Here is a 22,123-nt window from a genome sequence, read left to right as displayed (position 1 = left end):
ATATTTTGTTGACTTTTATTTTTTTATCTCTTATTATTAAAATAGGTGATAAAAGATGGAAAGAAAAACAAGAATACCAAGCCAAAAAAGAGCTTTAGAGAAATATGATAGGATATTAGATGCAGCTTATAAATTATTCAATGAAAAAGGTTATTATAATACAACTACAGCAGATATATCAAAGGAAGCAAATGTTGCTACGGGTTCTGTATATGCTTATTTCGAAGATAAAAAAGAAATTTACATTAGAGTAATTGAGAAGTTTAATAAAAAGTTTGAATATCCAACTCATAATTTTTGGATAGAAAATAAAGATAAAAAATTTAATAATGTTAAAGTGGTAAAAGAACTATTTAAAATGTTTATAAAAATGATGGTGGATTATCATGACTTTTCTAAAACATTCCATGATGAGATGGAGGCACTAACACTTTTAGATGAGGATATAGCTCAAGTAAGAGAGGAACAGGATAAGCTTAGGAGAGATAAGATAAAAGAAATTTTTAACACCTTATCTTTGCCTTTTAATAGCGAAGAGGAAGAAAAAATATTTTATCATTATTCGTTCTACCTAGTAGATGATTTGTGCCATAAAATTGTGTTTGATGGTGAGTTTAAAGATGTTGATTTATGCATTGATAAATGTGTTAATATGCTAGGAGGCTTATTTGAAGACTGCACAAGTTATAAGAAAAAAATAAAAGAATAGTCTGGGTAGAATTGGCGGATTTAAGAAGTAATATAATAAAATTCATATAAAAGGACAAGACGAAGAAAAGGGGAATTGGCAGATGAGGAGAATTGATTTAGTGCTTATAAAACTTAAAGAGTTGAAGGATTCAAATTCTAATGGAGCCTCAGCAATTGATATTGCTCAAATGCTAAATTTAGATAGAGCAAATGTAAGTAAAGATTTAAATAAATTAGCAACACAAGAAAAGGTCATAAAAACAAAAGGGAAACCTACATTATTTAAAATAAATGATGGGTACAATAAGAATCAAACTAATAATGGTGAATCAAAAGAGATAAAAGAACATAATGTAAATGACACATCTATTATGGATATATTTCTTGAAAAAAATCCGAGTTTATATGTTGCAGTTGAACAGGCAAAAGCTGCTATACTATATCCACCAAACGGAATGAATATCTTATTGCTTGGGGAAACTGGCGTTGGTAAATCAACTTTTGCAGGGTTAATATATAGATATGCAATTGAGATGAAGGTGAAATCAAAAAATAGTCCTTTTATAACTTTTAATTGTGCGGATTATGCTAATAATCCACAATTACTGCTTGGACAAATATTTGGAGTAAAAAAGGGAGCATATACTGGGGCAGATTTAGATAAGGCAGGCCTTATTGAAAAGTCAGACGGAGGAATTTTGTTTTTAGATGAAGTTCATAGGCTTCCAGCAGAAGGTCAGGAAATGTTTTTTACCTTTATGGATAAAGGGGTATATAGAAGACTTGGAGAAACCGATAGTGAAAGAAGTGCAAGTGTACTTATAATAACAGCAACTACTGAAGATCCAAACACGACTCTATTGAAAACATTTACAAGAAGAATTCCAATGGTAATAACCATACCTGCATTAAAAGATAGAGGGATGGAAGAAAGGTTTAATCTTATAAAACAATTTATGATTGAAGAGTCAGGAAGACTTGGCAAAAGTATTAAAGTATCTATCAATTCAATCAAAGCATTTTTATCTTATAATTGTGAAAATAATGTTGGGCAATTAAAATCAGATATACAGCTTGCTTGTGCAAAAGCATATGCAGATTATTTGTCAAATAGAAAAGATGATATCAAAATAAATAGTGTGGATTTACTATCTTATATAAGGGAAGGATTATATAAAGAAATAGAACACAGGCAATTGTGGAATAAACTTATCGATATAAATAAAAGATATTGTATCTTTGATAAAAATGAAGAAAAAATTATTTTTGAAGAAAATACAACTGATGAAAATATCTATGAAATGCTGGACCTAAGAACTAGAGAACTTAAAAGTAGGGGAATAAGAGGAATAGAACTTGAAGAAGAAATGGAAAAAAACATAGAAGATTATTTCAAAAAATATATGAATAAGGTTTATGGTAAAATTGATACTACAAATTTAAATAATATTGTAGATAAAGATATAATGGAGGTTATAGAAGATGTTATTGAATTCTGCGAAGATCAATTAAAAAGAAAACTTGATAAAAAGATTTATTATGGTTTGGCTGTACACATTAATAATTCAATAGATAGGATTAGAAGAAATAAGAAGATTTCAAATCCTAAATTAAATTCTATAAGAAAAGAATATGAAAATGAATTTGAAATAGCTTTAAATGCAATAAAAATTATTGATAGAGACATTGATATACATATGCCTATAGATGAGGCCGGATTTATTACCATGTTTTTAATATATGATGATCAAAATATTAAAGTAGTAAGAAGTGACGTTAAAATAATAATAATTGCTCATGGAGTTAGTACAGCTACCTCCATGGCAGATGCAGTTAATAGCTTACTTGGAAGCAAATATGCTATAGGAATAAATGCACCAATAGAAGAAAGACCGAAGAATATTTTGGAAAAGGTTAAAGAATATATAAGAGAAAATCAAATTAAAACAGATATACTTTTTCTTGTAGACATGGGTTCATTAACAACCTTTGGGAAAGAAGTTGAAAGTGAATTTAAGATAAAAACAAGAACTGTACCATTAGCATGTACATTACATGCAATAGAAGCAACAAGAAAAGCAATAATAGGTTATTCATTGGATGAAATTTATAAAGAAACCCTAGAAGTAAACAATTTATATGACAATAATGTTTTGGATTATGAGCCAGAAGAAAGTGAAGAAAAAAAATTAGCTATTATAACAATTTGTACGACTGGTGAAGGTGGTGCAAAGACTATTAAAACTCTTATTGAAGATTCTGTTAAGTTTGACCATAATTTTATTGAGATAGTTCCACTTAATTTTATAGGCAAGGAAAATATTTATGATAGAATAGAAAAAATAAAAAAAGCATATGATATATTATGTTTTGTAGGACCATTTGAATTAGATTTAGATTATCCTCAATTTATGCTAGATGATATTATTGAAGGAAATTGCATTGATAATATTCAAAAGTTAATTGATATAGAAAAAACCTATGTAAAAATGCAGGAAACCTTGGAGAATAAATTAAAAAATGTTGATGGAAAAGCAGTTCTTAAGGATGTTAAAAGATTCAGCAAAACCGTTTCTGAAGCTTTAAATATTAAAATTACAACTAACGTACTTATAGGAATAGCTCTTCATATGTCTTGTATGATAGATAGGCTTTTAGAAGGGAAAAATATAGATGACTTTCAAGGTAAGGATACTTATATAAAAGAAAACCTTAATTTATATAGAATTATAAAAAGTGCATGTACTTCATTAAATACTAAATATTCAATTATTATTTCTGATGAAGAGATATGTTGCTTAATGAATTTTTTTAATCCTAAGGTGTATTTAAAAAATAACCCACATAAGTGATGTGGGTTGCGAAAAGCAAGAAAAAACAACACACATTGAATATGTGTGTTGTTTTTTCTTGAAAAGCTTCTTTTTCTCAAAGTATTGAAAACAGTGAACTAGGAGTAAAACTAGTTTTTTAAAAAAAGGATAAAACATGGCATGATTATTGCTTAATATATTAGTGTAGGAACAATAGAGTTGGAGAGAGAATTGGAGGCAAAGCTATGGAAACTATAATAATGGAGTTGATAGTTAATTCTGGAAATGCAAGAAGTAGAGCAATGGAAGCAATAAGAATCGCTAAAAATGGAAATATAGAAAAAGCTAGAGAAAAGTTAGAAGAATGTGAAACAGAATTAGGAAAAGCTCATAGTGTGCAAACGAATTTAATTCATAATGAAGCAAAAGGTAATAAAACAGAAGTTGATTTACTATTAGTGCATGCTCAAGATCATTTAATGAATGCTATGACAATTAAAGATATGGCAAAAGAATTTGTAGACATGTATGAAAAGTTTAGTAAATAAAGATAGTTTTGCTTTTAAAATAAAAGTATTTTATATTACTTTTAATTAAATTTATATATACTTAATTACCATCTTAGGAGGAATTTATCATGAAAAATATCACATTAATTTGTGCAGGGGGATTTTCAACAAGTATGTTAGTTTCTAATATGGAAGAAGCAGCCAAAGATAAAGGGGTAGATGTAGTAATAAGGGCTATCGCTGAATCAAAATTTGTAGAATATGAAAACGATACAGATATTTTGTTATTAGGACCACAAGTAGGATATTTATTAGAGGAAATTAAAGAAAGATATGTTTCGAAAAAAATGAAAATAGCAGTGATTGATAGCATTGATTATGGAATGATGAATGGTGAAAAAGTATTAAATGATGCTTTAAATATGTAAAAATAAATTTTTAATATATATTTTAATAAGGGGGAACAACAATGAAAGAGTATATACAAACAAATTTAATACCAAAGGTTAATAAAATAGCAGCTAACAAGTATTTGAAAGCTGTAAGTGATGGGTTTATGACTATTATGCCAGTTATAATAGTAGGTGCTATATTTTCATTATTTAATTCATTATCAATACCAGCATATCAAGAATTTATTACCAATACAGGATTAAAGTCTATATTAACAATACCTAATATGGTAACTAATGATATGCTTGCAGTATATGCAGTATTTTTTATAGCCTTTAGCCTTGCAAAACAATTTGATAAAGATGCAGGTGTAGCAGGAATGATTTCATTATTTACATTCTTAGCTATAACACCAATTTCAAATACTTCAGGTATAATTAATAATTTCTTAAAAGCTAATAAAGTTGTATTGCCAGATGGTGTAAAAGCTCCAGCAGCTAATGTTTTCACTTTTGATTATTTAGGTGCAAAAGGATTATTTGTTGCAATTATAGTAGCATTAATATCAACAGTTATTTATAATAAATTAATAGATAGTGGATTAGCTATTAAAATGCCTAAAGGGGTGCCACCAACAATTACAAAATCTTTCTTAGGTTTAATTCCTGGATTTGTTATCATAATATTATTTATGCTTTTAAATAAAGCTACTACATTATTACCAATACAAGGAATAGACGGATTACATTCTTTAATATATACCTTGATTCAAAAACCATTAGAAGCATTTATTGGAAATAATATATTCTCATTCCTATTTGCTATATTACTTGCACAAATATTATGGTTTTTTGGAGTACATGGTGTATCAGCAGTTATATTACCAATATTTTATCCATTATGGACATCGTTAACTGCAGCTAACATTGAAGCAATGAACGCAGGCGTATCATTATATGAATTACCTAATATTATAAATAGAAGTTTCTTTAGCGTATATGCTTTATGCGGAGGTTCTGGGGCAACTCTTGGACTTTGTATATATATGGCTTTGAGAGCTAAGAGTAAGCAATATAAAACTCTTGGAAAATTAGCAGTATTATCTAATATCTGTGGAATAAATGAACCAATTGTATTTGCGACCCCTATGGTGCTTAATCCTTACATGGCAATTCCATGGATATGTACACCATTAATAGCAAGTGTAATAGGATATATATTAACATACATTAAAGTAGTACCAAGGTTAACAACAATAGTTCCTCTTGGAACTCCAGTATTAATGTCAGGATTCTTAGCAGGTGGTGTAGATGGCTGGAGAGTTGCGTTAGTGCAAGTGTTAATAATTGCTTTAAGTGCTTTAATATACTTACCATTCTTTAGTGTAATAGATAAGAAGAGTTATCTGAATGAATTAGAAGCTGAGAATTCAGAAAAATAGTAAAAATTAAAGTTATAATATTTAGGCAAATGTAAGTTTTAAATAATTGCTTATATAAATGAGTTTAGCAAATTAAATTTAGTGCACAATTTAAGAGAAGCTCTTAAGTTGTGCATTTTTCAATATTGTTGAAAATGGGCTTGGAGCTGTAGATACTCCAGATGAAAATGGATACGTTGATGATGATTATCGTATTGAATATTTAAGAGAACATATTATTTATAAGTTTTACTTACTCTATAAGTTATGTTATATAGTATAATAGTATAGATTACTTATTGAGGAGGAAAATAATATGTTTTTATTCGGTAGAAACAAGTTAAAGGTAAGAAGCGAAGAAGATGAAGATAGATTAAAGATTTTTGTAGGGTATTATGGAATAAAACAAAAGGATGCTTTTAAAGAAAAGGTTTTAAGAGAGTTAATTGGAGATAATTTATGTCTTGGAGTTATAGATTCTAAATTATTTTATTGTGGACCTCAGGAAGAATCAAAAAGTACATTTATAGAAATGGTAAAACACTTAGAATTTACAAGAATACCATATAAAAAAATTGAGATAAAGAAAATACCTGAAGTATCAATGTTTGGCTTAACTGTAAAAAAAGGTTCTAAGAAAACCGATAAAGACTACGTTTATGGATTTGTTGTTGATAAAGATAATTTTAAGCTAATAGAGGAACATGTAAAAGTGAATAAGCTTAATATATATTACTTTATAGATAGAACTGGCCTTGGTGAGGAAGCACTGTTTAAAAAGTTAGAGGAAAACTATGAAGATATAGATGAAATGGGAAAAGACTTTTACTATCAAATCTTTAACAATAATTTTATGAATCAATTAGTTATTTCATCATCAATTGAACTATCAGAAGAAATTAAAGAAATAGTTGATAAATGCTATTCTGAATTATAATGTTGTAGACTTTAAATCATAACTTAAGTTTTTTATATTAATAGTCCATGATTGTAATTGAAAAACTTTGAAACTCTGTTCCGATTTTTACAATTTTATTTTAAATACTTAAAGTAATATTAAATACAAGAAAGACAATGAGGTCTAGGTTCGAAGAAGAACCTAGACCTTTTTCTATAAAATTTATAGTTAAGTTTGGAGGAGTATTAATATGAAAGATACAAAGATAGATTTTCTTTATTTAAATGAAGAAGACATGATTAAAGCTGGAGTAAAAGAAATGGCTGGATGCGTAGAAGCCATGGAAGAAATGTTCAAGTTATTAAAAATAGGAGACTACCGTATGGGTGGACCTAATGGAAATTCACATGGAGTTATGATGGTCTTCCCAGAAGAGCCTATATTCCCTAATATGCCTAAGGATGGGCCAGATAGAAGATTTATGGCAATGCCTGCTTATTTAGGTGGAAAGTTTGATATGGCTGGAATGAAGTGGTATGGATCAAATGTAGAAAATAGAACTAAGGGACTACCAAGATCAATACTTATGCTTACCTTAAATGATAAGGACACTGGAGCTCCTATTGCATATATGTCAGCTAATATCTTAAGTGCTTATAGAACAGGAGCAGTTCCAGGAGTTGGAGTAAAATATTTTGCAAAGGAAGATTCTAAAGTAGTTGGAATTATCGGACCTGGTGTTATGAGTAAGACAGCCTTTGCAGCAACTATGGCGGTTAGATCAGGAATCGAAACAGTTAAGATTAAGGGGAGAAGTAAAAAATCAATTGATGGATTCATTCAATATCTTAATGAGGAATATCCACAAATTAAAGATATCATAGTGGTGGATACAATAGAAGATGCTGTTAGAGATTGCGATATTGTACATATTGCTACATCAAGCCCAACTGGTGATATAAACGAATATCCTTATATAAGTGAAGAATGGATTAAACCAGGTGCAATACTATGTTGTCCAGCAGCAGCAAGATTTGATGATGATTTTATTTTAAATAGAGCAAGAACTGTTACAGATAATATTCAATTATATGAAGCATGGGCAGAAGAAATGGATTTCCCAGCATATAATTCTATTCCAATTCCTGCGGTGCACTGCATGGATTTAATTGCTGAAGGAAAGATGAGTAAAGATAAAATTGATGATTTAGGAGATGTGTTAACTGGTAAGATACCGGCACATCGCAAGGAAGATGAAATTGTTATTTATTCAGTTGGAGGAATGCCAATAGAAGATGTTGCATGGGGAACTATAGTTTACAGAAGTGCAATTGAAAAAGGGATTGGGACTAAGTTAAATCTTTGGGATGAACCACAATTAGCTTAAGTTTAATTAGCAGAGTTGAAAGGAGTGCTTTATATGAGAATTGAAAATCATCCGATTTTAGGGAAACCTAATAAAGGACGTTTAGTTAATTTTGAATTTGATGGGAAAACATTTAAAGGATATGAAGGAGAACCAATAGCAACAGCTTTAAGAGCTGCTGGAGTATTAGTTCATAGACATACTAAAAAAGGATCACCGAGAGGGATATTTTGTGCTATTGGGAGATGTACAGACTGTGTAATGGTAGTTGATGGCAAACCAAATGTAAGAACTTGTGTAACACCACTTGCAGAAGGTATGAAGGTTCAAACACAATATGGTGTTTCAGCTAAAAAAGAAGCATAGAAATTTTTATGAAAGGAAGTGTTAGTTGAATGAAAAGATATGATGTGATAGTAGTTGGAGCAGGGCCAGCAGGACTTTCGGCTGCTATAGAGGCTGCAAAAAGAGGACTTAAGGTTGTTGTGTTTGATGAAAACTCTAAGCCAGGTGGACAACTATTTAAGCAAATACACAAGTTTTTTGGTTCAAAGGAGCATAGAGCTAAAATTAGGGGCTTTAAGATAGGAGAAGAATTATTACAAGAAGCAAATGATGTTGGGGTAGAAGTTATTTTAAATGCTATAGTAATTGGACTTTATTTAGATAAAGAAGTTACTGTAAATATAGATGATGAAGTTATTCATTTCAAAGGAGATGCAGTAATAATTGCAACAGGAGCATCTGAAAATATGGTTACCTTTGATGGATGGACACTTCCAGGAGTAATTGGAGCAGGTGCTGCACAAACTATGATGAATATTCATGGAGTAAAACCAGGTAATAAAATTCTTATGCTTGGAAGTGGAAATGTTGGAGTAGTTGTAGGGTATCAACTTATACAAGCTGGTTGTGAAGTTGTTGCAATTGTAGATGCAGCACCTAGAATTGGTGGTTATGGTGTTCATGCTGCAAAGGTAGCTAGATGTGGGGTTCCTTTTTATTTATCTCATACAATAATTAAAGCCGAAGGCGAGGAATGCGTGACAGGAGTTACTATTGGGGAAGTAGATAGTAATTGGCAGATAATCTCTGGAACAGAAAGGCACTTTGATGTTGATACTATATGCCTTGCCGTAGGACTTTCACCCATGTCACAGCTTACTAAAATGTCTGGTTGTGAAATGGAGGAGAATCCTAAAAAGGGTGGATATGTTCCTATATGTGATGAATATGGTGAAACTTCAATTAAGGGGATTTTTGCTGCAGGAGATGTTTCGGGAATTGAAGAAGCAAGTTCAGCTATGATAGAGGGAAGAATTGCGGGAGTAGCAGCTTCCTATAGATTAGGGTTTGTTGAGAAAGAAGAATTAGAAGAAAAGGCAGGAGAATTGGAAAAGGCCTTATCAAGTTTGAGACAAGGTATGTTTGGTCCAGAAAATAAAGGAAAAGATATTGAAAAAACAGATGAAGGCTTTGAGGTTTCAAAGAATCTTCTTAAGAAAGGATATTTAACTGACGAAGAAGTTATAAAATATCCAGGCGTTAAAACTATGAAAGGAATTCATCCAGTTATAGAATGTTCGCAAAATATTCCTTGTAATCCATGTCAAGATGCGTGTCCAAAAAACTGTATTAAGATAGGAGCTAATATTACTTCTCTTCCGGTTGTTGATGAAGAATCAACTTGTATTGGCTGTGGAATGTGCGTTGCATCATGTTCTGGACAATCAATTTTTCTTGTGAATGAAGATTATGAAGAAGGTTATACTTCAGTGACACTTCCTTATGAATTCTTACCACTACCAGAAAAAGGTGCAAAAGGTATTGGTTTAGATAGAAGTGGAAAAGAAGCATGTGAGGTGGAAGTATTAGAGGTGAAGGCTGTTAAAGCTTTTGATAATACAAATTTAGTAACAATAAAGGTTCCAAGTGAAATGGGAATGAAAGTAAGATTCTTTAAGCAGGCATAGGAGGTAAGATTATGAGTAAAGTAAATGATAGATCAAGAGATATAGGTGAATTTATTTCGCAACCTGATGATGATATGATAATCTGCCGCTGCGAAGAAATTACAAAGGGTGAAATACGAAAAGCAGTACATGATGGTATGTTTACCATAACAGAAATTAGAAGATATTTAAGAACAGGTATGGGGCTTTGCCAGGGACAAACCTGCGGTAAATTAGTTAAGGGGATTGTGGCAAGAGAGCTTAAAATATCACCTTTAGAATTGGAACCAGCAGTATCACGTGCACCTATGAGGCCTATAGAAATGGAAGTCTTCGGAAATGAACAAGTAGGAGGTAAATAACATGAAAAATAGTGCAGATGTAATTATCATTGGAAGTGGTGTAATTGGAAATGCAGCAGCATACTACTTATCAAAAAAAGGTCATTCTGTTATTGTCCTCGATAAAGGTGACAGTATTGGAGATGGAGGTTCAACAAGAAATGGTGGAGGTGTTCGTCAATCAGGACGTGATAAAAGAGAACTTCCACTTGCTATGTATGGTATAAAAAATCTTTGGCCAAAGCTATCTGAAGAATTAGGGGTAGATGTGGAATATTATCAAGAAGGTAATTTAAGATTAGGTAAAACAGTAGAGCATATGAAGATCTTGACTAATCTTGCTAAGAATGCTCAGGATTGTGGACTTGAGGTAAACATAATTTCTGGAGATGAAGTACGAGAAATTAATCCATATCTTTCAGAGGAAGTTATAGGTGCAAGCTGGTGTCCTACTGATGGACATGCCAATCCTTTAACTACAACCTTGGGTTTTTATCGAAAAGCAAGGGAATTAGGTGCTCATTTTATCACAGGAGAAGAAGTTATTGAAATTAGAAAAATAGGTGGTAAAGCAAGGCAAGTAATAACTAAAAATAATGTGTATGAAGGGGAACATATAATTCTTGCAGCAGGCTATGAAAGTCGAAAGTTGGCTGCTACAGTTGGGATAGATATTCCAATGAATCAAGTACTTTTAGAAGTTCTCGTTACAGAAGCTCAAAAGCCAATGTTTTATCAAATGCTTGGTACTGCTGAAGCCGATTTCTATGGACATCAAAGTAAGCATGGTTCTTTTGTCTTTGGAGGTGCATCAGGTTTTGAAACGCTTAATAAAGACAATGGAACACCAACTACAGCAAGTATTACAGCTTCATGTATATGCAGAGGAATAATGAAGTATTTTCCAGATTTAAAAGAGGCCAAAATAGTTCGTACTTGGGCAGGCTGGATAGATGAGTGTAAAGATCACGTACCTGTAATAAGTCATGTAGAAGAAGTACCAGGACTTATACTTGCCTGTGCCTTCACTGGTCATGGTTTTGGAATATCACCTACAGTAGGTATGCTTTTATCAGAAATGGTTGAAGGAAAAGAGATGACTCTTGATATAAGTGCTTTTCGTTATGATAGGTTTAAAGCTAAAATTTAAATATTCAACTCGAGAATTTGAATTATATTATAACTTACAAAAATTATATGCAGCAATTTCTAGTTTTTAGATTCTAGCAAGTTTCGGGATTGGAAATTAACTTAAAACTGACCAGAAAAATTATTATACGAAAAAATATTAAATTATTGAGTTAGGAGAATTGATATGGATTTAACAAGAATAAATTATTCATCAGGGGCTCCCTTAGAAGAAAAAACAGGATATTCTAGAATGGTAAAGGTAGGACCTTTTATATATATTGGAGGTACTACAGCTGTACAGCCTGATGGTACAGTTTTTAGTGAAGAAAGTGCCTATGAGCAAGCAAAGTATATTTTTGAAAAGCTGGTGAAATTATTAGAGAAAGCTGGTTCTAAAAAAGAAGAAGTAATTAGAATAAAAGGTTATACAACTGATATGAAATATGGAGCTGAAATTGCAAGAGCTTACTCAGAGATTTTTTTTGAGGTTAAGCCACTTTTTACAATGATTGGTACTCCTATGCTCAACAGACCAACTCAGTTAGTTGAAATAGAAATGGATGCAGCTATTGGATGCAAGGTAGAATAAAATATAATTTTAAATAATTAAAATAAATTTATTATGGATAATCTTTAAAAATATATTTTCAAGCTCAAGTAAATGATATATAGTGGATATAAATATTTATTTTAAGTGAGTAAATAAGTTGAAGGGAGTATATATGATGGGAGAAATAAAAGAGAATATTATTAGTCCTAAGCAGCCGTATTTTGTAATGACTACGTCTCATTATTATAAAGCAGTTATAATGAATTATGGAATTTCTCATTTCTATTGCTTTACAAAGGAAGATATTATAGAAAGGCAATTTATTGCAGTACCAGATGGCTGTGTTGATATTCTATTTTGTTGTGATGATAAGGCGCCATATGCACATATATGTGGAACAGTTCTTCGTCCTACTTTAACTCATAATAATGAAAATAAATATTTCTTTGGAGTGAGATTTTTACCAGGGAGTCCATTCAAATTTGAAAATATAACCATGTCAGAGTTGGTTGAGAATGAAATTCCATTTTTAGAGGTGATAAAAGATAACGAGTTATTTGAAAAAATAACTTCAAGTAGAGATTTCAATTATCAGATACAGGTGTTTTTAGAAAGATATATAAAGCTATATGCTAATTTAAATGAGGTTAATAAATACAAGGATTTGAAAAAATATATGCTGAATAGTATCACACAGACAGCAGGGAAGATTAAAATTAATGAACTTGCAGAAGCAACAGGATATTCAGTTAGATATATAAATAAAACATTTTCTAAGGAGTTTGGATTATCTCCAAAAGTATTTTGCAAACTTATGAGGTTTCAATATTTATTGAGTATTTTAAATGAGTTAGATAAAGATATGCTTGAATCTAATTTGGCACAGATTTCTATGGAATTAGGCTATTATGATCAGTCTCATATGATTAAGGATTTTCATGAATTTACAAATACAACACCTAAAATGTATATAAAGGCACTAAAAGAGGCGGAATATAAAAAGCGAATAATTATTATATAAAGCATAAAAGTTTTGTTAGGGACACTTTAAAGTGTCTCTTTTTGTTAAAAATTTTATTATACTCTTGGAAAAAGATATTAGGGGAGTGGTATTTAGATTAAAATGATATTTATTGAAAATATTTGTTAGAGAAAAGTATTTGTTAGATGATAATTATTATAATATAATAATTTCTAATAGGAGGTGTTAGTGTGGAAAATAAAGATATAAAAATTGTTGTATCAGGAGACGTATGTGTAAATACATTACAGTGGATGACATACCCACAGAATAACAAGGGATTAAACTGGCAGAGTCAGTTAAATATGCATAGAACTTTAAAAAATGGTGAAGCTTTATTCCTATCAAAGCTTGTTGAATTAGCAACAGGGAAATCAGTAATATCACCTAAATTACAAGATATTGAATTGATTTTATCAGAAGAATTTCTTAATTCAACTGTAGAATTAGAACTTTTCCCAAAGTTTAATAAAAATGATAAAAATAAAGTTTATAGGGTTAGTAGATTTATGGGATTTACAGGACCTAGTCATGGAATTCCCAAGCTCCTTCCAATTATAGAGGATGATCCTTATGCAGAGCTAATTATATTAGATGATGAAAATAATAGTTTTAACGCAAATAAAGAGTTTTGGCCTTTGGCTTTGAAAGAAAATAATACATCACCAATAATCTTATATCAAATGAGTAATCCTATAGATTCTAGTGAACTATGGAAACAGCTGCAAGAGTTCCATAATGAAAATACGATTGTTATTATAAATGCTGAGGATTTACGTTCAAAAGGAGTAAATATAAGTAAAAGTTTATCTTGGGAAAGGACTGCTCAAGACTTCATTTGGCAGATTCATAATAATCCAAATCTTTCTTTTTTAGAAAATTGTAGTCATTTAATAATTCCTTTTGGTCTTGAAGGCGCAATTTATTATAGAAATAGTGATGTAAAGGAAACTAAATTATATTTTTTACCTTATGAATTTGAAGGTGGTTTTATTAAGGATTATCAAGGTAAAATGTATGGCCTTACTTCCTGTTTTGTAGCAGGACTTTCAAGTTCTATTGTTTCTGGAATACCAGAAAATGAAGATTTACATGAATTAATAAGTGGTGGAATACGCAAAGGTATTGTTGCCGCACAAAAGTTCTTTATAGATGGTTTCGGAGAAGAACCGCCAACCTATAGCGCTGATGCTTCTATATTTATTGAAGCCGATGATGATTTCGTGAAGGAAGAATATGTTCAAGATGTAGTTGTTCCTACAAGGACAGATCCAAATTGCCGTGCTTGTTGGTATATATTAAAGGATAAGAGTTCTACAAATTTAGCAGAAATAGCATATGACATAGTAAAAAATGGAGTTGAAAGTGCTCTTAACTCAATGCCAATAGCTAAATTTGGTAACTTGACTACTGTTGATAAGGCAGAAATAGAGAGTTATAGGAGTATAAAAAATCTTATGTTAGAATACATTTCTACTAAAAATACAGTTAGACCGCTTTCTATAGCTGTATTCGGAACACCTGGTTCTGGAAAATCCTTTGGTATAGTTGAAATTGCGAATAGTATTGCTTCTAATTTAATTAAAAAGTTAGATTTTAATTTATCTCAATTTAGTTCGCCTTTAGATTTAGCAAATGCTTTTCACAAGGTAAGAGATGTTGTTTTGGAAGGTAGTATACCATTGGTATTTTTTGATGAATTTGATTCTAACCTTGATGGTAAATTAGGTTGGTTAAAATATTTCTTAGCTCCTATGCAAGATGGAGTATTTAGACAAGGAGATTCCACTCATCCAATAGGGAAAGCTATATTTGTATTTGCAGGTGGAACAAGCATTACCTTTAGTAGATTTTCTGGTGAAGATATTGAAAGTGAAGAGGAGCAAAAGAAATTTTTAGCTGAATTTAAAGGAGCAAAGGGACCAGATTTTATAAGCCGCTTAAGAGGTTATGTAAATATTTTAGGACCAAATCAAACTGATGATAATTATGATCAATTATTTATAATAAGAAGAGCTATGTTACTTCGTTCTTTGATAGAACGTAAAGTACCTCATTTAATAAATGAAAATAGAGAAGCACAAATTGATAATGGTGTTCTTAGAGCGTTACTTAAAATTAGAAGATATAAGCACGAATCAAGATCAATGGAAGCCATACTAGAAATGAGTATATTAACCAATGCAAAAAAATGGGAGCAGTCATCGCTGCCGTCTAAGGAGCAATTAAAATTACATGTAGATGAAGAACAATTTTTACGTCATTTAATGCATGATGCTTTTTACAGTGAAAAAATAGAAGAACTTTCAATTGCGATTCATAATAATTATTTGTCTTTAAATAAGGAAAAAGGTGATAATAGTGAATTATTAGTACCATGGAATAAGTTAAATGAAGATGTAAAAAATTATTATCGAGAGCAAGTAAAAAGTATCCCAAATTCATTGCTTAAAATAAATTATGATTTGGTTTCAGTTAATGAAAAGCTGGAAGCTATAGAATTTACACAAAGAGAAGTTGAGATATTAGCAAAAACCAAACATGATCAGTGGTACAATTATAAGAAAAAATTGAATTTTAAAGCTGGAGAGACTAAGTATAAGAAAGATGATCCTAACTTAGTATGCTTTGAAAAACTATCTGAGGAAAAGAAAGAAGAAACTTATGAAATGATTAAGATTTGGCCAGAAATACTTGCAAAGTCAAACTTCAAATTAGAAAAATTGAAATTTTTATGTTATTGCGAAAATAAGGTTTAGAGATATTAAAGTATAGTGACCACGAAAATTTATATTGATTTTCGTGGTCTATTATTTTCATTAATTTAATTCTAACTGTGGAACTGGGTTTTTAAAGAATTTTGTAACACTAGCTAAATATAAACCGCCTATTAATAGCCAAATTGCTCCAATTAGATGCGCATTTGCATCTAGATTAATAAAAATCCACATGGTTACTGCAAAACCAATTATAGGGCATATTGCGTAATTTACTATTTTCTTTTTTAAGCTTATTGATTCATCATTATGTAGTAAAAATCTACTGACTACAGCAAGATTTAATAAAATGAAGCCAAATAATGCACCAAAACTTACAATGGAACTAATAAAGTTAAGAGAACAAAAAAGTGAAATAGGTGTTATTATGATTCCTACCAATACAGTGGCAAATACAGGACTATGTGTTTTTTTACTAACATATGCTAGCTGTTTTGGCAATACTCCATCACGTCCCATTGCAAAAAGTACTCTTGCAACTGCTACTTGTGAAGCTTGTGTTGTAGCTATTCCAAAGGAAAGAATCAATGTAATTGTTGTTATGACATTTAGCCATGTTCCCCCTACAAAGGTAACAACATCTGTGAAGGCTGTATCAGGATTTAAATCTTGATAATTTGGATAAGCCATTCCTGCAAAAAAAGTTGTTGCAATAAAGATTAATCCAATAATTAAAATTGAAAGTATAATTGCTTTCCCTACAGCTTTTTCTGGATTAATAGTTTCCTCTGCTAAGGTACTAATGGCATCGTAGCCTAAATAGCTAAGAATAACGATACCTGTTGCTTTAAGAATACTGGATAAATCAAATTGCTCAGGATTATAAAATGAAATCATGCTAAAATGAATTGTTCCATTTAGTAAAAGCCTAATAATGCATCCTATAAAAGCTATAATTACAATAATCTGCAATGTAAATAGAACCCAACTGCATTTAGACATTAAATCTACACCTAAAACATTAATTATTGTACTAAATACGATAAAGCCTAATATCCAAACCCAAGCTGGAATTGAAGGTATAAGTGAATTACCATAAATGCTTCCAATGATAACAACAGTTGCTGGCATTAAAAAATAATCTAATAATATAGCCCAGCCTGTTAGAAAACCTAATGCAGGTGATACACCTTTCTGAACATATACATATACAGAGCCTGCTGTTGGAAACTTTTGTGCCATTACCTTGTAACTCATTCCAGTAAAGAACATAGCTACCATTCCTATTAAATAACACAATGCAACCATTCCGCCAGATGGTTCTAAATATACACCATACATTCCAGCTGGCCCTAAGGGAATCATAAATACTAAACCAAAAATTACTAGATCGCTTGTTTTCAAAGTTCGTTTCAATTGTCCATGTTCCATAATAAACGCCTCCATTATATTCCAAATTATAAAAGGCAAGAGTGTTCTGCTTAGCAGAGCACCCTTGCCCTAAATCCAATAAAAATTATTTTTAAATATATGTTTATGAGAAGCTTCTTTTTTCTATAATAACAGCTTACAATCTTTAATGATTGTAAATTTCGGAACAAAAGATTTATTAGTTAGAATATATTATATATTGACAGTCTATAATTATGTTAGTATTATTTATTATAGAGTGATGATTAAGGTCACACGAAGGGGTACACCACCATGGGTGTAAGTCTTCGTGTGGCCTTTTTTATTATATCCAAATTTTAGGAGGGTGGCTATGATATACGTTAATGGCAATAAAATAAGCAATGCGGATAATCTGAGTTTATCTGATTATTTAGTACGAGAAGGGTATAAAATTTCCTTCGTTGCAGTTGAGTGTAATGGTTCTATTATACCTAAAACTCAATATAAAGAAAAAATATTAGCTGATGGAGATGTTATTGAAGTTGTGAGCTTTGTAGGAGGTGGCTGATTTGAATATAAAGATTAATGGGAAAAAAGTAACAACTAATTGTTTGAAGCTTCATGATTTGCGTAAAAATAGTTATGGTAATCAAGAGAATATAATAACTATTTTTAACGGATTCCAAACTTTTGATGATTATGAACTTAGTGAAAATGATGAAGTGAACTTTATTGAAAAAGGTAAAATGCCGCCAAAAGATGAATTTGAAAGCTTGATGTGTGCTAGGCATACTCCACATGTATTTGAAAAAGTTAAAGCTGCCAAAGTAGCAATTGCAGGTCTTGGTGGACTTGGCTCAAATATAGCAGTAAGTTTGGCAAGAACTGGAGTAGGGCATTTACATTTAATTGATTTTGATATAGTAGAGCCTAGTAACTTAAATCGTCAGCAATATAAAATTAAACATCTTGGTTTATATAAAACAGAAGCATTAAAAAATGAAATTGAAGAAATAAATCCATTTATTGAAGTAACTATTGATACGATACAAGTCACAGAGGAAAACATTCAATCATTATTTGAAGGGGATGATATTATTTGTGAAGCTTTTGATAATCCACAAGCTAAAGCGCTGCTTGTAAATAATATTATTGAATGTTATCCACAAAAGAAAATTGTGTCAGCTTCAGGAATGGCAGGATATGAGAGTAGTAATACAATAGTTACAAAAAAAATAACAGATAATTTTTATTTATGTGGCGATAGGGAAACAGGTGCTATGGTAGGGAGAGGTCTAATGGCTCCAAGGGTATCTATTTGTGCGGGCCATCAATCAAATATGATTTTAAGGTTAATACTTGGGATAGAAGAAGTATAAAATTAAAGATAACTTTAAAGAGAGAGTTATTCAATTGTAAGAAATTAAAGGAGAAAAAATTATGGAAAATAATACTGATAAACTTATTATAGGTGGACATGAATTTAATTCGCGATTTATATTAGGATCTGGAAAATATTCACTTGATTTAATAAAGGCAGCTGTTGAAAATGCTGGTGCAGAGATTATTACTTTAGCATTACGTCGCGCTAATTTAGATGGTAATGCGAATATTTTAGATTATATACCTAAAAATGTTACTTTACTTCCAAATACATCAGGGGCTCGTAATGCTGAAGAAGCTGCTCGTATTGCACGTTTAGCTCGTGAAGTTGGATGCGGAGATTTTGTTAAAATCGAAGTTATTCGTGATTCGAAGTATCTGTTGCCAGATAATTATGAGACAATTAAAGCTACAGAAATTCTTGCAAAAGAGGGATTTGTAGTGATGCCTTATATGTATCCAGATTTAAATGCTGCACGGGATATGGTAAGTGCTGGAGCTTCGGCAATTATGCCACTAGCTGCACCTATTGGATCAAATAAAGGATTAAGTACACGTGATTTTATCAAAATTTTAGTTGATGAAATTGAACTTCCAATAATTGTGGATGCTGGAATTGGACGACCTTCTCAGGCTTGCGAAGCTATGGAAATGGGAGTTGCTGCTATTATGGCTAACACAGCAATTGCTACAGCAGGTAATGTACCAGCTATGGCAAAAGCATTCAAAAATGCTATAGAAGCAGGAAGAAGTGCATATCTTTCAGGACTTGGTAGAGTACTTGATAATAGAGCATCAGCTTCATCACCATTGACTGGATTTCTTGAAGATTAAGGAGGGGATTTAAATGGAACAACGTGTTAATCATATGGAATATATGCAAGGGATGGAGGTCATTGAATCTAATGTTATGGATCAGGTTATCTCAAAAATGGAAGCCTATGATTATGAAACACATACAGGTAATGATGTGCTTAGGGCTCTAAATAAAGATGTATTAGATATTGAGGATTTTGCAGCTTTATTATCACCTGCAGCCCTTCCTTTTCTTGAGGAAATGGCTAAGCGTGCTAAATTGGAAACGCGTAAGCATTTTGGAAATTCAGTTTATATGTTTACACCTCTTTATATTGCAAATTATTGTGAAAATTATTGTGTTTATTGTGGATTTAACTGTCATAACAAAATTAAGCGTGCGAGGCTTAATGCTGGAGAAATAGAAAAAGAAATGCAAAGTATTGCAAAGACTGGACTAAAAGAAATATTACTTCTTACTGGTGAAAGTCGTAGTATGTCTGATGTTTCGTACATTGGTGAAGCCTGTAAGATAGCTAGAAAATATTTCAATGTGGTTGGTGTTGAAGTATATCCAATGAACTCAGATGAATATTCATATTTACATGAATGTGGTGTGGATTTTGTCACTGTATTCCAAGAAACTTATAATTCAGATAAATATGAAACATTACATTTGGCTGGACACAAACGTATTTTTCCTTATCGCTTCAATGCACAGGAAAGAGCCTTAAAAGGTGGAATGAGGGGCGTTGGATTTGCGGCACTTCTTGGATTAGATGATTTCCGAAAGGATGCTTTTGCAACAGGCTTTCATGCATACCTTCTCCAACGGAAATACCCACATGCGGAAATTGCTCTTTCATGTCCAAGATTACGTCCAATAATCAATAATGATAAAATTAATCCAAAAGACGTACATGAAAAGCAGCTTTTACAGATAATTACTGCATATAGAATATTCTTGCCTTTTGCAAACATTACGATATCAACTCGTGAATGCGCTCATTTTCGTGATAATGTTATTGGAATTGCAGCAACTAAAATTTCAGCAGGAGTTTCAGTTGGAATAGGTGGGCATAGTGATGAAGAAGAGGCTAAAGGTGATGAACAATTTGAGATTTCAGATGGACGAACAGTAGAAGAAATAGCTGAAGCAATTACAAAGTCAGGGCTTCAAGTAGTTATGAGTGATTATATATATGTATAAATTATTAGCAATTACTAATCGCAAGCTTTGTAATAAGGATTTTTCAGAGAAGATACAAGATATATGTGGATTAAATGAAAAAAAGATTAAGTTTGTAAGCATAGTACTTAGAGAAAAAGATCTATCTGAAAATGAATATAAAGATTTAGCTACTAAAGTATTAGAAGTTTGTAAAAATAACAATACAGAGTGCATATTGCATACCTACTTTAATGTAGCAAAAGAACTTGAATGTAAAAAAATCCATTTGCCATTACATTTATTAAAATCTAATCCGAATGTTTGTAATGATTTTGACGAAGTGGGAGTTTCCATCCATTCAGTAAGTGAAGCAGTAGAAGCTATGAATTTAGGCGCAACTTATATCATAGCAGGGCATATATTTGCTACTGACTGCAAAAAAGGTATTCCATCAAGAGGACTAAATTTCTTGGAAGCAGTCTGTAATTCAGTGAATATTCCAGTTTATGCAATTGGTGGTATTTTGCCTAAAAATGCTGAAAAAGTTATTAATGCAGGTGCAGAAGGTATTTGTATCATGTCAGGGCTGATGACTTGCAAAAATCCAAGGCTATTTATATCTAAATAAAAATATGATAAGTAATATAGAAGAGCTGTTTTACCATGTAACTCACGAAAATCTAATTTGAGATTTTCGTGGGTTATTTTATGCTTTTCTAGAATTGGCACATTAGCTTATTGTATATATTAAAAACTGTAACTTATTTGTAACCACTTTTATATAGAAAACTCTTATACTTTAGATAAGTTATCAAATAACAAGACATAAGTATTTATACTTAAAGAAGAGAAAGTTAATTATTGCTTGTTAATAAAATAATAGTTAGGAGAGTTATTATGATGAATAAATTTGAAAAGAAATTCAAGAATTTGTTAGTTGTAACTATGGTAAGTTTTATTACGATAAGTTTGATTGGGTTAATTGGCTGTGAATCTAAGGAATTAACTAAAGCAGATGCTGAAAATAAGAAAGTAGTAGTTGATAAAAATTCTGAAGATAATAATGAAGGAAATAGCAAAGATGCAAAGGTAGCAACAACTTCTAAAATTCTAGAGGACGAAAAACAAATCGATTCTAAGAAGAGTATAGATAAATCAAAAATTGATGCTGATGAAATGAATTTCAAAGACTATATAAGCCTATTAGGAACAAATAAAGAAAAACTTTTGAGTACCTTGAATGAAAAACCAAGTTCTGTAGATGAAGGTGGAGTGGAGTTTAAAAAAGCAGCTATAAGAGTTTGGTTTGATAAAAAAAGTAATACTCAGGTGGACCAGGTTCTTATTATGGGAAAGGAGGCTAATTTAAATGGCGTGAAAATTGGTGAAAATATAAGTAGATTTAAAGAAGTATTTGGAAAGTCCATAAGTGACAAAAATGGTGATGCTCATTTTAAATACAATGGTGTATTTTTATCAATCAATTATGATACAAATACAGGAGAAACTTATGCAGTTTATATTTTAAAGAACGATTTTTAAAAATAAAGTATTTACAAGAATGTGAATTAGATAGTATAT

Annotated in this window: 21 protein-coding genes and 1 pseudogene; 21 read left to right on the top strand and 1 reads right to left on the bottom strand. The window is 31.0% G+C overall.

Translation table 11 applies throughout. The features are described from left to right. Window positions 1-55: 55 nt before the first annotated feature. The 15 genes and pseudogenes from CSPA_RS23915 to CSPA_RS23850 all read left to right on the top strand — a co-directional run bounded on the left by CSPA_RS23915 (window position 56) and on the right by CSPA_RS23850 (window position 15,843). Window positions 56-709: a TetR/AcrR family transcriptional regulator gene (locus CSPA_RS23915; RefSeq protein WP_015394979.1), complete on the top strand. Its 654-nt coding sequence runs from the start codon at window positions 56-58 to the stop codon at window positions 707-709. An 82-nt stretch (window positions 710-791) separates the two neighbouring features. After that, window positions 792-3,542, top strand: a complete 2,751-nt coding sequence (locus CSPA_RS23910) for a sigma-54-dependent transcriptional regulator (RefSeq protein WP_017810376.1) — start codon at window positions 792-794, stop codon at window positions 3,540-3,542. Window positions 3,543-3,748: 206 nt separating this feature from the next. Beyond that, the gene (locus CSPA_RS23905; RefSeq protein ID WP_015394977.1) at window positions 3,749-4,051 is read left to right on the top strand and encodes a PTS sugar transporter subunit IIA; all 303 of its coding nucleotides are present in this window, start codon (window positions 3,749-3,751) and stop codon (window positions 4,049-4,051) included. 89 nt (window positions 4,052-4,140) lie between these two features. Continuing rightward, a complete protein-coding gene (locus CSPA_RS23900; RefSeq protein WP_015394976.1) occupies window positions 4,141-4,440 on the top strand; it encodes a PTS sugar transporter subunit IIB in 300 nt (99 codons plus the stop codon). 41 nt (window positions 4,441-4,481) lie between these two features. After that, on the top strand, window positions 4,482-5,846 hold the full coding sequence (locus CSPA_RS23895) for a PTS sugar transporter subunit IIC (RefSeq protein WP_015394975.1): 1,365 nt from the start codon (window positions 4,482-4,484) through the stop codon (window positions 5,844-5,846). A 124-nt stretch (window positions 5,847-5,970) separates the two neighbouring features. Further along, window positions 5,971-6,063: pseudogene (locus CSPA_RS29600) on the top strand (family 1 glycosylhydrolase); the annotation flags it as partial. Window positions 6,064-6,141: 78 nt separating this feature from the next. Continuing rightward, window positions 6,142-6,762 carry a hypothetical protein gene (locus tag CSPA_RS23890; RefSeq protein WP_015394974.1) on the top strand — a complete coding sequence of 207 codons (621 nt, stop codon included), beginning with the start codon at window positions 6,142-6,144 and terminating at the stop codon, window positions 6,760-6,762. Window positions 6,763-6,973: 211 nt separating this feature from the next. Further along, a complete protein-coding gene (locus CSPA_RS23885) occupies window positions 6,974-8,110 on the top strand; it encodes an ornithine cyclodeaminase family protein (protein ID WP_015394973.1) in 1,137 nt (378 codons plus the stop codon). A 33-nt stretch (window positions 8,111-8,143) separates the two neighbouring features. After that, complete coding sequence (locus CSPA_RS23880; protein ID WP_015394972.1) at window positions 8,144-8,455, top strand: (2Fe-2S)-binding protein; 312 nt, start codon at window positions 8,144-8,146, stop codon at window positions 8,453-8,455. A gap of 29 nt (window positions 8,456-8,484) precedes the next feature. After that, on the top strand, window positions 8,485-10,062 hold the full coding sequence (locus tag CSPA_RS23875) for an FAD-dependent oxidoreductase (protein ID WP_015394971.1): 1,578 nt from the start codon (window positions 8,485-8,487) through the stop codon (window positions 10,060-10,062). An 11-nt stretch (window positions 10,063-10,073) separates the two neighbouring features. Continuing rightward, entirely contained in the window at window positions 10,074-10,403 is a 330-nt protein-coding gene (locus tag CSPA_RS23870) for a (2Fe-2S)-binding protein (RefSeq protein ID WP_009172312.1), read from the top strand. A 1-nt stretch (window position 10,404) separates the two neighbouring features. Further along, the gene (locus CSPA_RS23865) at window positions 10,405-11,532 is read left to right on the top strand and encodes an NAD(P)/FAD-dependent oxidoreductase (RefSeq protein WP_015394970.1); all 1,128 of its coding nucleotides are present in this window, start codon (window positions 10,405-10,407) and stop codon (window positions 11,530-11,532) included. A 165-nt stretch (window positions 11,533-11,697) separates the two neighbouring features. Further along, window positions 11,698-12,102, top strand: a complete 405-nt coding sequence (locus tag CSPA_RS23860) for a Rid family hydrolase (protein WP_015394969.1) — start codon at window positions 11,698-11,700, stop codon at window positions 12,100-12,102. Between the two features lie 133 nt (window positions 12,103-12,235). Further along, on the top strand, window positions 12,236-13,084 hold the full coding sequence (locus CSPA_RS23855; protein ID WP_015394968.1) for a helix-turn-helix domain-containing protein: 849 nt from the start codon (window positions 12,236-12,238) through the stop codon (window positions 13,082-13,084). Between the two features lie 191 nt (window positions 13,085-13,275). Further along, window positions 13,276-15,843, top strand: coding sequence for a hypothetical protein (locus CSPA_RS23850; RefSeq protein WP_015394967.1), 2,568 nt, complete (start codon window positions 13,276-13,278; stop codon window positions 15,841-15,843). A gap of 60 nt (window positions 15,844-15,903) precedes the next feature. Here the strand turns inward: CSPA_RS23850 and CSPA_RS23845 are convergent, their stop codons facing one another. Continuing rightward, window positions 15,904-17,232: an APC family permease gene (locus tag CSPA_RS23845; protein WP_015394966.1), complete on the bottom strand. Its 1,329-nt coding sequence runs from the start codon at window positions 17,230-17,232 to the stop codon at window positions 15,904-15,906. Window positions 17,233-17,563: 331 nt separating this feature from the next. On the opposite strand from CSPA_RS23845, the gene thiS reads away from it, so the two are divergent. From thiS to CSPA_RS23815, 6 genes are all read left to right on the top strand, one after another. Next, entirely contained in the window at window positions 17,564-17,761 is a 198-nt protein-coding gene (gene thiS / locus CSPA_RS23840; protein WP_015394965.1) for a sulfur carrier protein ThiS, read from the top strand. A gap of 1 nt (window position 17,762) precedes the next feature. Continuing rightward, window positions 17,763-18,572: a sulfur carrier protein ThiS adenylyltransferase ThiF gene (gene thiF / locus CSPA_RS23835; protein ID WP_015394964.1), complete on the top strand. Its 810-nt coding sequence runs from the start codon at window positions 17,763-17,765 to the stop codon at window positions 18,570-18,572. A gap of 61 nt (window positions 18,573-18,633) precedes the next feature. After that, on the top strand, window positions 18,634-19,410 hold the full coding sequence (locus CSPA_RS23830; protein WP_015394963.1) for a thiazole synthase: 777 nt from the start codon (window positions 18,634-18,636) through the stop codon (window positions 19,408-19,410). Between the two features lie 13 nt (window positions 19,411-19,423). Then, window positions 19,424-20,581, top strand: a complete 1,158-nt coding sequence (thiH, locus tag CSPA_RS23825; RefSeq protein ID WP_015394962.1) for a 2-iminoacetate synthase ThiH — start codon at window positions 19,424-19,426, stop codon at window positions 20,579-20,581. Further along, a complete protein-coding gene (locus CSPA_RS23820; RefSeq protein WP_015394961.1) occupies window positions 20,574-21,170 on the top strand; it encodes a thiamine phosphate synthase in 597 nt (198 codons plus the stop codon). Before thiH ends, CSPA_RS23820 begins: the two co-directional genes overlap by 8 nt. Window positions 21,171-21,439: 269 nt before the next feature. Continuing rightward, a complete protein-coding gene (locus tag CSPA_RS23815; protein WP_015394960.1) occupies window positions 21,440-22,084 on the top strand; it encodes a hypothetical protein in 645 nt (214 codons plus the stop codon). Window positions 22,085-22,123 lie beyond the last annotated feature (39 nt).

Origin of the sequence: Clostridium saccharoperbutylacetonicum N1-4(HMT) (assembly GCF_000340885.1) — a bacterium.
In the GTDB taxonomy this organism is placed as follows: domain Bacteria; phylum Bacillota; class Clostridia; order Clostridiales; family Clostridiaceae; genus Clostridium; species Clostridium saccharoperbutylacetonicum.
The sequence above is the reverse complement of the archived record's forward strand: the minus strand, read 5'-3'. Positions and strand labels throughout refer to the sequence as shown.

Excerpts from the sequence above, each read along its gene's own strand:
- CSPA_RS23870 (WP_009172312.1), top strand. The coding sequence starts at position 10,074 with ATGAGTAAAGTAAATGATAGATCAAGAGATATAGGTGAATTTATTTCG.
- CSPA_RS23895 (WP_015394975.1), top strand. The coding sequence starts at position 4,482 with ATGAAAGAGTATATACAAACAAATTTAATACCAAAGGTTAATAAAATA.
- CSPA_RS23885 (WP_015394973.1), top strand. The coding sequence starts at position 6,974 with ATGAAAGATACAAAGATAGATTTTCTTTATTTAAATGAAGAAGACATG.
- CSPA_RS23855 (WP_015394968.1), top strand. The coding sequence starts at position 12,236 with ATGATGGGAGAAATAAAAGAGAATATTATTAGTCCTAAGCAGCCGTAT.
- CSPA_RS23820 (WP_015394961.1), top strand. The coding sequence starts at position 20,574 with ATGTATAAATTATTAGCAATTACTAATCGCAAGCTTTGTAATAAGGAT.
- CSPA_RS23910 (WP_017810376.1), top strand. The coding sequence starts at position 792 with ATGAGGAGAATTGATTTAGTGCTTATAAAACTTAAAGAGTTGAAGGAT.
- CSPA_RS23815 (WP_015394960.1), top strand. The coding sequence starts at position 21,440 with ATGATGAATAAATTTGAAAAGAAATTCAAGAATTTGTTAGTTGTAACT.
- CSPA_RS23880 (WP_015394972.1), top strand. The coding sequence starts at position 8,144 with ATGAGAATTGAAAATCATCCGATTTTAGGGAAACCTAATAAAGGACGT.
- thiS (WP_015394965.1), top strand. The coding sequence starts at position 17,564 with ATGATATACGTTAATGGCAATAAAATAAGCAATGCGGATAATCTGAGT.
- CSPA_RS23900 (WP_015394976.1), top strand. The coding sequence starts at position 4,141 with ATGAAAAATATCACATTAATTTGTGCAGGGGGATTTTCAACAAGTATG.
- CSPA_RS23860 (WP_015394969.1), top strand. The coding sequence starts at position 11,698 with ATGGATTTAACAAGAATAAATTATTCATCAGGGGCTCCCTTAGAAGAA.
- CSPA_RS23845 (WP_015394966.1), bottom strand. The coding sequence starts at position 17,232 with ATGGAACATGGACAATTGAAACGAACTTTGAAAACAAGCGATCTAGTA.
- CSPA_RS23875 (WP_015394971.1), top strand. The coding sequence starts at position 8,485 with ATGAAAAGATATGATGTGATAGTAGTTGGAGCAGGGCCAGCAGGACTT.
- CSPA_RS23905 (WP_015394977.1), top strand. The coding sequence starts at position 3,749 with ATGGAAACTATAATAATGGAGTTGATAGTTAATTCTGGAAATGCAAGA.
- thiH (WP_015394962.1), top strand. The coding sequence starts at position 19,424 with ATGGAACAACGTGTTAATCATATGGAATATATGCAAGGGATGGAGGTC.
- CSPA_RS23890 (WP_015394974.1), top strand. The coding sequence starts at position 6,142 with ATGTTTTTATTCGGTAGAAACAAGTTAAAGGTAAGAAGCGAAGAAGAT.
- CSPA_RS23830 (WP_015394963.1), top strand. The coding sequence starts at position 18,634 with ATGGAAAATAATACTGATAAACTTATTATAGGTGGACATGAATTTAAT.
- CSPA_RS23915 (WP_015394979.1), top strand. The coding sequence starts at position 56 with ATGGAAAGAAAAACAAGAATACCAAGCCAAAAAAGAGCTTTAGAGAAA.
- CSPA_RS23865 (WP_015394970.1), top strand. The coding sequence starts at position 10,405 with ATGAAAAATAGTGCAGATGTAATTATCATTGGAAGTGGTGTAATTGGA.